Origin of the sequence: Okeania sp. SIO2F5, from assembly GCF_010692685.1 — a bacterium.
Lineage (GTDB): Bacteria > Cyanobacteriota > Cyanobacteriia > Cyanobacteriales > Microcoleaceae > Okeania > Okeania hirsuta.
Map to the genome: position 1 here is coordinate 1 of NZ_JAAHGU010000180.1, position 12,657 is coordinate 12,657.

Sequence of the window (12,657 nt, forward strand, 5' to 3'; positions counted from 1 at the left end):
ATTCATACAATGTTCCATACTCAACGTGATGATTCAAAATGGTAAACCCCAGAGCTACAAAGTAGAAATCTAGTTAACTTCCAACTAAGGGAGTTTTTGGCGATCGCTACTTTCATGCAACAAAGCCCTGTCAGTCCTTAAATTTTATTTATAACTGACCCGTCCGAACATGATATTAGAGCTGATTTATCACCATAAGTATTCAGCTTTTCAATATTTGTCGAACGCTTTAACTTTATGCTTTTTTTGCTTTATATAAGCCCTCGAAATATTTTGGAAAAATCTCCACAAAAACTTAAAGATTCTAAAAATAATCCCTAATTTTCATAATTTATGTTTATAATAAAGCCATAAAAATATCTCGCTAACTTTAAGATAAATAATAGGTAAGATAATGACTTGTCATACCGCTAAAACTACAACAACAATCTCAAAATCTAAAGCAACAAAAAGAGTTGCTTTAATTGGGATGCCAAATACTGGAAAATCAACATTTTTTAATCGAATTACTGGAGTTTCTGCTCATGTGGGAAACTGGCCTGGAGTAACAGTCGATCTCTTGCAAGCTAACGTCAAAATAAATGGTGAAACAACTGAATTTGTAGACCTACCAGGAATTTATAACTTTAACGGTTTTTCCGAAGATGAAAAAGTTGTTCAAACATTCCTAGAAAATTATGCCATTGACTTAGTATTAGTTATTATTAATGCTGCACAAATTGACCGTCAAATTCGACTGCCATTACAGATAAAAGCCTTGGGTTTACCAGCAGTTTTGATGCTGAATATGTCAGATGAAGCAAAACAATATGGAATTAAAATAGATACAGAGGAATTATCAAAACGATTAGAAATGCCAGTGTTTCTAATTAGTGCTAAATATGGCAAAGGCTATATGAATGCCTACATGGCAATTTCTGAAAAGTTAAAAAAGGTAGAAAACTCTGTCAAATTAAATAATCTCACATCTTGGATAGAAACACAGGAAGATATTTCTCTGAGTGATATAGATACAGTCTTAAATGGTGCTGTACTTATGCCTTCCCAAATGGCACAAAACTTCACAGCTCAAGTTGACAAAATACTCCTTCATCCTGTGTGGGGTTTACCCTTATTTTTCCTCGGAATGTTTCTAGTTTTTTGGGCAGTTTGGAACATCGGACTTCCCTCAATAGACCTGCTCGAAATAGTTGTTGAATGGGTACAGTCATCAATTGTTGAACCTCTAGCTCAACTTTTTCCAGAGATAGTTCAAGACTTTCTTATTAATGGAGTTTGGGCAGGGGTAACTACTGTTGCTTCTTTTGTGCCATTAATTATCGTATTTTTTATTATTATGGCAGTGCTAGAAGATAGTGGTTATCTATCACGTTCCGCTTATTTAATGGATGCATTTATGGCAAAATTAGGTTTAGATGGACGTAGTTTTGTACTGCATATAATGGGGTTTGGTTGTAATGTACCAGCATTAATGGGAACTAGGGTAATGCGATCGCCCGCTTTGCGACTATTAACCATGTTAATTATTCCTTTTGGTTTATGTTCGGCACGACTGCAAGTATTTGTATTTATTATTGCTGCAGTATTCCCGAATGGCAATGGGGCGATAGTTTTATTCTCTCTATATATCCTCAGTTTTCTGGTAGCTATTATCACCGCAGCATTATTTCAAGGGATATATAAAAATGAAGAACCTTTCATTCTAGAACTGACTCCTTATCGTTTCCCTACATTAAAACAAGTTTTACTGAGAAGTTGGGGAGAAGTCAGAGAATTTTTAGTCAGAGCATCTGGGTTTATTACTATTGGTTGTGTTGCAGTTTGGGTACTTACAAATTTACCACCCGGTGCAACAGGATTAGATACAATTGGTGGTAAAATTGGTCAATTTATGAGTCCAATTATGGACCCAATTGGGATTAATCCTTATTTAACATTATCCCTATTTTTTGGCTTTATTGCTAAAGAAATAGTAATTGGTTCTTTAGCTGTTATTTACAGTATGAGCGAACAGAATGTTAGTAGTAATATTGCTGAGACAGTTACTTTTATTCAAGGATACAGTTTCTGTATTTTTTGTTTACTTTATACCCCATGCTTATCTACTTTAGCAACTATAGTTAAAGAAGCAAAATCATGGAAATTTTCTTTACTTTCTTTAGTATTTCCATTAGTTTTAGCTTGGGTTTCTAGTTTTATTTTCTATCAAGGAGCTTTGGCTTTAGGCTTCTGAAATAAATGTTAGGTGAAAATTAGTTTATATAGCAATCCTAAATGATTTGTGAGATTTTTATAATAGTTAAGATTGAGGAAAAACCTTGAAAATTCTGACTCGGTCCTCCTGACTCCTAACTACCACAAAAATATTACTATTGAAATAGGATTGCTATAGCTCTATCTTACACTTTTTGGTAAATGCTATATACAGCAGTTTCCTACTTTGTGCAGTACATATATTTATTTTTAGGGAATAGGGATTAGGGAGTGGGGAACAGGCAAAAAATATTCACTCTTAAGCTGTACCAAATTAATCACCGAATCTGCTGTAAGTTGTGGGAGTAAGTTAAAAACCTACTCCTACTTTTGCTTTTGTATAATACCTAATACCAAATTGATAAATGTTTGTTATACCAAATTCACGCAAAGGCAGTTACATCTTAATTTGTGATTTCTTCTTAAAAGAAAAAATTATAAATTCCATAAATTCTAAAATTTCCACCTTTTTTCCTCTTTAATATTTATGTTTTTCTTTCTCTGTTCCCAGCTCCGGTGTTCCCAGTTAAGTGTGTCCTCACGCTTTGCAATATTTTATGAAATTGGTATTACAAATAGCTAGGCTATTTTTTAGGAGTCAACGGAATTCAAAAGTCATGTATTCAAAAGTTAAAAGTTGAGACTAAGGTATAGCACTACGCACAATTTAAAACTCAAAACTCAAAAGTAATCCCTGACTGAGTTTGGGCATTTATAAATGTCCTAACCTTTGCTTCGACTGCTATAAGCATTCAGCCGTCAGCTATTATATCAAATCCGCTTAAACAGTTATAGATTGGTTAAGTCTTTAAGAGTCAGCTAGGGGAACCATCAGATTGGCGACGTACAGGAGGAGAGAGAATCACAAAGATGAGCGTATTTATGACGATTAGAGAATTTTTTTATGTCCAATTCCCCCGGATTTGATATTAGTCATAGCGCGATTAATTTATTGTCAGCCAGAAGTGGAATTAGTATTGATAGTATTGAGGGAGAATTAAAAGTATAAATAAAATAGATAAAAAGCTCAATTCCTAATCTTAGCAGTTATTGCCGTCATACCTGAGAGCTGACCAACGAGCTAGTTGTTAACTCCGCATTCCGCAGGAAATGCTTACAAACTAAGATTGTATGAATTGAAAACTTTATTTAAGTAAATTGGTATCAACAATTAAATCTTTCTCTCTAAGTATAATGTAAATCCCTTGTTGATTCGCAAGGGGCAAATTTTGTTTTTTGTAGTTCTATGTTACATTTAGTATTAAAGCTTGAAATTATATTTTAGATATAATATAGTATTAAGATATTGGAGAAGATAATAACAATCAATTAATAAAAAGTAATGATAATGAATTTATCGGATTTAAAAACAGGGCAAATAGCAATAGTCGATCGAATTATCAGCAGTGACGATACAAGAAGAATTGTTCAGAGACTAGAAGAAAAGGGAGTAGTTTCTAATAAACCAGTGCAAGTCTTGCGGGAAGCCAAATCTTCTAGTTCCTTGCATATTAGAGTCGGTTCAAGCCAAGAAATAAATATCCAACCTGAGGAAGCCGAAATGATAATTGTGAAAACAGATATTTCAGCTAAAGATATGAACCCTGACAGTACAACAGAATTAACTGAACAAGTTAAAACAGCATCATTAGTTTCATTAACTACTATTATTCTAGTTGTTATTTCTGGATTTTATCGCATCCTGATTACTAGAGATATCCATCAAGGAAATCAAGCCAAAGTTGTAACTAATGTTGTTTACAACTCAAGTTCAACAAAGACAAAAAATCAAAGATTAGAGACAGTAGATAAAAGTCAAGTTCAACCAACAATGGTCGGAAGTATTGAGACAGTAAATAAGAAATCTGAATTTCCAGAGAAGGCTGGAAAAAAAAATAATCAAAATACCAACAACCATGTAAAAGCAACAACTAATTCTCCACCCCAAAATATAGAGCCAATAGCTAAAAAGATTACCAACAAAACAGAGTTATTAGAATTAAAACAAAAACTATACAATACTATTGATCAAACCTGGAAAACCCCCATAAATATAACTTCAATATACCTAGTTAAAGTAGATAAAAATGGGGCGATCGCTGCTTACGAACCGTTTAATCAAATAGCAACAGATAATCTGGAAAAAACACCTATACCCAGTCTAGTTAATTCTGACGCTACTACTCAAAAAGAATTACTCAAAACAGAGTGGGCTGAGTTTACAGTTTTATTTTATGATAATGGTATTTTAGAGGTGCAACCACAGTAATTTAACTTCCCTACTTTAGTTTCGCTGAACGTTTCATGTCTCGCAACTTTTTGTAGGAAAAGAGAAGGTATTTTGGCGTTGCTCAAATTTAATGGTAAGTAGCTGAAGGTAAAATTGAAAAACTTATGTTTTGCATTGATACTTAATCTAAAAATTATTACCGTTCAGCAACACCAAAAATCGAATATGGACATAAAATTAGACTATTTGTATGATTAGAAACAGTAGTTCTAATAACAGCTCAATAACTTATTGACGCTCTCACCGTTAAATCAAAAATTATAACGGGAGATTCTTGTCTCCCAGATTCGTAAGCTTGGTAACAAATCAAATAAATTGAGCTGTACCCCCGTCAGATCATCTCCACAAGCTTTCTTGCTCCGTCTTTACGCTGAGGAAATCTCAGCGCAGGCGGTACACTTTTCTCTAACCATGCTGGATTAATTTGCAAGCGCTCAATTAACTTACTACTTTGAAATTCATAAGATGCTGTCTGCGTGGGTTCCCCGCGCAATTTATACGCCCCGTCTCACCGTTAAATCAGCGCGATTATAACGGGAGTCCTCTTTCAAGATTTTTGATAGAATTACTTAACTATATTGCATAATTATCTAAAATAATAAATATGGATCAGTCAAAATGTATAGGCAAAGTCTATCTAGTAGGGGCAGGACCGGGAGACCCGGGACTACTGACACTCAAAGGCAAAGTGCTATTAGAACAAGCAGATGTCGTTATCTATGATGCTCTCGTCAGCTGTCCTATCCTTGCAATGATTAACCCCAATGCAGAAAAAATCAATGCAGGCAAACGTCGTGGTCGCCATTCCCTACCACAAACACAAACAACTCAACTGCTAATTCAAAAAGCTCAAACTCATGCAGTGGTAGTACGTTTGAAAGGAGGCGATCCCTTTGTTTTTGGTCGTGGTGGAGAAGAGATGGAAGACTTAATGCAAGCTGGAGTACCTGTAGAAGTTGTTCCCGGTGTTACTTCTGGTATCGCTGCACCTGCTTATGCAGGTATTCCTCTTACCCACAGAAATTATAGTTCCTCAGTTACCTTTGTCACAGGTCACGAAGCAACAGGTAAATATCGAGCAAATATAAACTGGCAAGCGATCGCCCAGGGTTCAGAAACCATTGTAATTTATATGGGAGTTCATAACTTACATAATATTATTACAGAACTTATGGTCGCCGGATGTTCGCCAGAAAAACCCATTGCTTTAATTCAGTGGGGAACTCGTCCCGACCAAAAAGAATTAATTGCTACTCTCGAAACTATTGTAGAACAAATTGAAGCAACTGGGTTTAAAGCACCAGCTATTGCAGTTATTGGTGATGTGGTTAATTTACATCAAATATTAGGTAGTTATCAGCATTATATCATGTGAGGAGTCAGAACTCAGAACTCAGGAGGGAGAAGTGGTGAAAAAAAGAATACAGCAGATTTTGGACTAATGAGGTACAAGGAGCTAATGGTCAAATTATTGTAGTGCGCGCATCTTGCCCGCTAGCTGTGTACCTCATAACATCGGGAAGTGCTGTATATAAGGAGAAGAAAGTCTTTTATCACCCTATTAAGCGGACATGATATTAGGCATTTCTAGAAAAAAGGGAACAGGGAACAGGGATAAATAATTGACAATTTCATAGAAAATAATTGCTTTGATTTTTGAAGATTTCTATTTATAGCAATGTGCGCTGGCATATTTACAAATTACAAGAGGTGTCCAAGAGCTAAAAGTCTTATATTATCGGTTTTTTATTCCCCCTGCTGCTTGTTGCCAGATGAGCTGTTGCCTGCGCACAGCGCTATATTTTAACGAAAGAAGTCAAATACCTAATGAATACATCTTCACTTTCACTCCCGAAAAATCATCTAGTAGCACTCATTCTTGCTGGTGGTAAAAGTTCTCGTATGGGTAAAGATAAAGCCTTAATTCCTTGGCAAAATATACCTATGCTAAAAAGAGTTTATCAAGTAGCGAGTGAATGTACAGAAAAAGTTTATATTATTACTCCTTGGCCAGAAAAGTATCAGAATATTTTACCTACAGAATGTAAATGGTTAACAGAGACTAAAACTGAAGGACCTTTAGTTGCTTTTACTCAAGGATTAGCTCAAATTAATAGTGATTGGATTTTACTACTGGGATGTGATTTACCTCTGTTGAACTTAGATATTATTCAAACTTGGGCAACTCAGTTAAACCAACTTTCCCCTGAAATTTTGGCTTTAGTTCCTAAAACATCTCAAGGGTGGGAACCATTATGTGGTTTCTATCGGCAACAGATAAAAGTTGAGTTACAAAAATATATTGACCAAGGCGATCGCTCCTTTCAAAGATTACTGACTCGAATACCAGTTCAACCATTATCTATTAATACTCAGATAGAAAAAATGTTATTTAACTGTAATACTCCCTCAGATTTACAGTAGTTTTAACCTCTAGAGTACGACACGCCGCTTCATTTACATAGAAAAATTTGGCATCATAACCCATTAAATAAATTGCATCCGCAGCTTTGTCTAAGGAAAAATGACTAAGCTTCAAAGCTTCCTCAACTTGTTTGCGTTTGGTAATATTATTAAGAGTTCCCGATGTTCCAGTTAAATTTCCCTCTGGATCGAAATTAGTTTGAACAAATGCTTCAATCCAACAAGACCCACCTTCTTTAGTAAGGTAGCGCGATTCTATATTTTCATTTTTACTATCTTGACCATCTATATAACTTTGAAACTTATTTAAGGTTTGGAGGCGATCGGATGGATGTATAAAATCTGAAAAGTTCTTTCCTAGACTTTCTTCTACTGTAAAACCTGTCATATTTTCCCAAGCTTTATTGAGAAATATCCATTTACCTGTAGCATCTGTTTGAAAAATTACTTCTGCAATATTATCAACTACATAGCGATATTTTTCCTCTTTTTCTAGCAGTGCAGTTTCTGTCTTTTCCCTTTCTACGATCTGCTGTTGTAAACCTAACAAATTTTCTTGAATTTGAGTAGCCATTTGATGCAAACCACTGTGGATAATGCCTATTTCATCATTACCTTGAGTACAATTATTTTCGTCTAATTTTCTTTTTGTCAGTGCTGTAGCAAGCTCAGTTAATTTTTGTAATGGAACACCCACCTGTCGCTGAAACAAAATCATTATTACAGTCACTAGCACTCCACTCATAGTCATAGAAATAGCTAAAGTTTTGACAGCATTTTCAGATAATTCTGTTCTAATTTCATTTACTAAAAAACCTAATCTTGCTTCTCCAAGATATTCACCATTATTAATAATTTTCGTGTATATTATTTTTTTCTTTCAGGTAATTAATAATATTGAGAATATTATTTTTTTTCAAGTTATGTATTTTAAGCTCCTTAGCGATCGTCGGGTTTTCTAGATCGATTTGAGCTTCGAGGATAATTCCTTGTCGATCTATGGCAGCGCTGTAAATAATATTGTCATCATAAACTGCACGTTTCATAAATATTTGTAAGGTGCTGAAATCTGACTTTACAATTGCTTACCCACTTATAGTACTTAAAAATTGGGCTTCATTTTCAGCTTTTTTTTCTAGTTTATCTAACTGCCATTTTAAGTTTTTTTCGGATTAGGACTATTTCTGCTACTAGGTTTATACTTATTAATAAAATACTTGTAATCACCAAATAGCGCAGAGCAATACGACTTTTCCACCAAGTATGTATATACTTTTGATTATTATCCATTTCTTATTTCCTATGTACTAAACTTATTTATATTTTAAGTGAATCAAAAGTTTAGTAACTCAAGTTTTTAATTGATTTTTTTTAGTTTTAGCTAGTAAGTGAATGATACTTTGGTACTGATTATTAATTATTAATGAGGATACAGTATTTTTTTTCCAGGACTTACGCAAATTTACTTTTAAACCACCATCTGTAGGGGTGCCATTCGGAGCTTTGCGGAGGGCAAATGGTATTCGCCCTCGCTATATGTAGAGTCTCTGCGTAAGTCCTGTTTTCATTTTCTATCTTTGTGATGGATTACCGCCGACTCAGAGTTACACCGCTGTTCCCTAAAATCAAAAACTTTTGTACCTTATCTATTTAAGATGCAGAAATGCTACATAGATTGGTAGCGCACTCCTATGAGGCAAAAGTGGGGAAAACATTGCCTAGTCTAAGATTCATCATCGGCATAAGTCCTAACCGCTCTGGCTATTGCTGTAATTAGCGTTTGCTGAAAAAGTCTTATGGGTGAGAGTAGGAGGACCGAGTCAGGAGGACTGAGTCAGGAGAAATGGGAATTACAGAGGATGTAGTTGGAAGAATTATCCTTTAATTTTTCTGCCCTTATCTGTACAAAATGTTAACTTTTTAAGCTTTCTTGACCGAAAAGCTGGCACTTTTTTTCAACCTAATAAGGCTGCAACCTTTATATGTCAATGTTTTGATAGTTAATTAGCAAGCCCTACTTAATAAATTTTTGGACTTATAGCACTACGCAAATAAGTTAGGACATTTCCTCTACTGCCTACTGCCTTTTCTTGTTCTAACCAAAACGTACTGCTATACCTGGAAAACCACCCTTGGCCAGAGAGAAAACCGAACTAGAGAAATAGCCTACACTAATAACTACAGTAAACAAAATAGCGATTCATTTTCTATGCCCCTATTAAGCGAAAGAACTTTAGAAGTTGGACAACAATTAGAAGGCTTTGAGGTAAAAGCCATTACCCCCCTCAAGCAACAGCAGATGGTGGCATATCAACTGGAGCATCTGAAAACTGGTGCCAAACTGCTACACCTCTACTCAGAAGATGCGGAAAATCTGTTTTCCATTAGTTTTCCTACTCCTCCGCCAAATAGTACAGGAATACCCCACATTCTAGAACATTCTGTTTTAGCAGGTTCAGAAAAATATCCTGTACGGGAACCATTTTTTGAAATGCTAAAAATGAGTCCGGCAACCTTCATCAATGCTATGACTGGCCCTGACTGTACTTATTATCCAGTCTCCAGCAAAGTCAAACAAGACCTATTCAACCTAGCAGAAGTATACTTTGATGCAGTATTTCATCCTCTGCTGACTGAAAACACATTCAAACGGGAAGGCCACCATCTAGCTCCTGCCGACCCAGAAAATCCTCAAGGCGAGCTAAAATTTACTGGAGTAGTCTATAATGAGATGAGTGGTGTATTTTCAGACCCCGAACAAAGGTTAGATAGTATTGCCAACCGGATTCTATTTCCTGACAACATTTATGGCCTTGAATACGGAGGCGACCCGAAAAATATTCCCGAACTAACTTACGAAGATTTCCGGGAGTTTCACGCCAACTATTATCATCCTAGCAATGCTTACTTTGTATTCTATGGGAATATTGCCACTCCAGAATATCTAAAATTTTTGGCTGAAAAGTTAGATGTTTTTGAACAACGGAAACCAAACATCAACATTACTCCTCAGTCTCAATGGAGCGAACCCCGTTTTCAAGAAGATTCTTATCCTATTAGTGCCGCAGACTCAGCAGAAGAGAAAACTTATATTATGCTCAAATGGTTGGTGGGAGATAGCACCAACTCTGATGAATGGGTTGCCTTGGATATTCTCAGTCGAATACTTTTGGGAAATGAAGGGGCACCATTAAAAAAGGCGATCGTTGAATCTCAAATAGGTCAAGACTTACTTAGGTCTGGAGTAGACTCTGTCGGTAAGGAAACTACTTTTCATATTGGTATTCAAGGTAGCGAACCAGACCGTGGTGAAGCATTCAGTCAGTTAATTATTAATACTCTCACAGAACTTGCAGAAACTGAACTTGAACCTAGTCTTGTGGAAGCAGCTTTCCAACAAGCAGCATACCAACATCAAGAAATTGCCAGTATGTATCCTTTGCGGATGTTGTTCCGGGTGATGCAAACTTGGATTTATGGTAACGATCCGTTAACATTTTTGCAGATCGGCGATCGCCTCGTTGAATGCAAACAACGTTATCTTGAAAACCCTAATTATTTCAACAACCTCATCCGCGAAAAGTTACTCAACAATCCCCACCGTTTAACTTTAATATTGAAGCCAGATCAAGAATGGCAATCTACTTATGACCAAGAAGTAGCAGCACAAGTGGAACAGGTACGTTCTCAACTGACTCCAGAAGAGCTAGAGCATATAGCTAACGAAGCAGAAGCACTAGAAGTAGAGTCAGGAACTCCCAACGATCCAGAAGCAGTAGCTAAACTGCCTCAACTACAGGTAAGCGACTTACCGCCAAAACCAGATGATATTCCTACTGATGTCGAACAGATTGATGGTGGAGTAACATTATTACGCAACCATGTGTTAGCAAATGGGGTAAACTATTTACAACTAGATTTCAGTCTGCGGGGATTGCCTGAAGATTTGTGGTTGTATGTACCTACTTATATAGATGCTTTGCGGAAGTTGGGTGCAGGGGATATGGATTACGAACATATTGCCCGACGCATTGCTTCTTATACAGGGGGAATTAATTTTAGAACTCAGTTGCGGACTCATGCTCAAGACCCTTATCGTCCTATACATGGATTTCGTGTTACTCTGAAAACTCTTGACGAACAACTACAGCAAGCATTAGATTTATTGCGAGATCTGATTTTTACAGTCAACCCTCGCGACACTGCCAGACTGCGAGATGTTGTTAATCAGTCTCTGGCTCAATGTAGTTCTGATTTGGTTTACAATGGTATCTACACAGCCATGTTGCGAGCTAGTGCTGGCATGACAGCAGAAGCTAAAATTAGCCAAGTTATTAACGGTTTGCCTCAATTAGAGTTGCTGAATAAAGTATGCGATCGCTTTGATGAGCATGGGGCAAATTTGATGGCGAAAATTGAAACTATCCGCGATTATGTTGCAAATCAGCCTATAACTGCTAGTTTCACTGGTTCTGACAATGGTTATGAGGTGGTGAAGAAAACCATCTCAGAGTGGAGTCAGCAGCAACAGCAACAACCAGGAGAGAATTTTGCTAATCCCTTCGATCCTATTTACAATATACGGGAAGGTTTGGCAGGCCCTGTGCAGGTTGCTTATTGCGTTCAGGCTTTACCTGCACCTCACTTCAGCCATCCAAAATCTCCATTGTTAGCATTGGGCGCTCATTTGTTGGGTTTGGGTTATCTATTCAGTGAAATTCGTTTGAAGGGTAATGCTTATGGTGCTGGATGCTCTTACAGTGGTTTAGGAAAGGTGATTTCTTTGTATTCTTACCGAGACCCTCATGTGAGTCGCACTCTTGAGGTGTTTGCTGGTTTGATAGATTACATCAAGGATTTAGATTGGACTCAGACTGATGTTGACCGAGCTATTATTGCTACCATTCAGGATGATTCTCCAGTGTTACGTCCAGAGATGTCTACAAGTTTAGCCTTAGAGCGTTATTTGATTGGTCAAACTACTGAAGTAAGAGAGGAACGTTATCAGCGATCGCTCAATGCTACGGTAGCGGATGTGAAGCAAACTTTGTTAGATGTGTTTACTTCAGGAATGGAACGCAGTAACATTTGTGTGATGTCTTCTCGCGCCAAATTAGAAGAAGCAAACGATCAAATGGAAGGAAACACATTGGAAATTTCTGACATTATGTGATTTCAGAATAGTTAGATAAAATTAGTTAATCAGTTAATCCGTTAATGGCTAATAGCTAATGGCTGAATAGGTTATTAGTTGTTAGCCATTAATTTTCAGCTCTTTTTCGTTTCTCGGTATATGTTATTAGGAGAAGGCAGAAGGAAAAATCTGGCTTTGTCTATGATGATTTTCATATTTTTAACGTAGTGATATCATGTCCGGTAGCATCGGTCTTGTATAGTAAATAGGCAACAGCTCATCTGGCAACAGCTCATCTGGCAAGAAAAAAACTTAAATTTCCGGGGTTGCACATTATGGAATGATATTGCCAAAAATTGGTTTAGATTTTGACTAAAAATAACCATTAATTAATCATTCTAGCAATTGATTAATCCACAATCCAATTCAATCAAAAATATCAAATCATTCGTCACTGTGCAACGCCAAATAATATGGTAGTCCTATATATATTGTATCCTTCATCACAACTGCCAATTGTCCGTTCGCTGGCAGGAGAAACAGTTGATCATTTTCT

The 12,657-nt window shown here is 36.4% G+C and carries 7 protein-coding genes; 5 read left to right on the forward strand and 2 right to left on the reverse strand.

The window, feature by feature from the left end; all coding sequences use genetic code 11:
• Window positions 1–394 precede the first annotated feature (394 nt).
• The 4 genes from feoB (at window position 395) to F6K27_RS29940 (ending at window position 6,967) form a co-directional block, all read left to right on the forward strand.
• A complete protein-coding gene (gene feoB / locus F6K27_RS29925; RefSeq protein WP_287279565.1) occupies window positions 395–2,233 on the forward strand; it encodes a ferrous iron transport protein B in 1,839 nt (612 codons plus the stop codon).
• Window positions 2,234–3,601: 1,368 nt separating this feature from the next.
• Window positions 3,602–4,522: a FeoA family protein gene (locus tag F6K27_RS29930; protein ID WP_287279566.1), complete on the forward strand. Its 921-nt coding sequence runs from the start codon at window positions 3,602–3,604 to the stop codon at window positions 4,520–4,522.
• 625 nt (window positions 4,523–5,147) lie between these two features.
• Window positions 5,148–5,918: a uroporphyrinogen-III C-methyltransferase gene (gene cobA / locus F6K27_RS29935; protein ID WP_287279567.1), complete on the forward strand. Its 771-nt coding sequence runs from the start codon at window positions 5,148–5,150 to the stop codon at window positions 5,916–5,918.
• A gap of 452 nt (window positions 5,919–6,370) precedes the next feature.
• Complete coding sequence (locus F6K27_RS29940; protein ID WP_287279568.1) at window positions 6,371–6,967, forward strand: molybdenum cofactor guanylyltransferase; 597 nt, start codon at window positions 6,371–6,373, stop codon at window positions 6,965–6,967.
• Here the strand turns inward: F6K27_RS29940 and F6K27_RS29945 are convergent.
• Window positions 6,936–7,718, reverse strand: coding sequence for a PAS domain S-box protein (locus tag F6K27_RS29945; protein ID WP_287279569.1), 783 nt, complete (start codon window positions 7,716–7,718; stop codon window positions 6,936–6,938). The genes F6K27_RS29940 and F6K27_RS29945 overlap by 32 nt on opposite strands.
• A 97-nt stretch (window positions 7,719–7,815) precedes the next feature.
• A complete protein-coding gene (locus tag F6K27_RS29950; protein WP_287279570.1) occupies window positions 7,816–8,013 on the reverse strand; it encodes a hypothetical protein in 198 nt (65 codons plus the stop codon).
• Between the two features lie 1,163 nt (window positions 8,014–9,176).
• Between F6K27_RS29950 and F6K27_RS29955 the strand changes: the two genes are divergently transcribed.
• Window positions 9,177–12,140 (forward strand): insulinase family protein, encoded by a 2,964-nt coding sequence (locus F6K27_RS29955; RefSeq protein WP_287279571.1) that lies wholly within the window; start codon window positions 9,177–9,179, stop codon window positions 12,138–12,140.
• The last annotated feature ends 517 nt before the right edge of the window (window positions 12,141–12,657 follow it).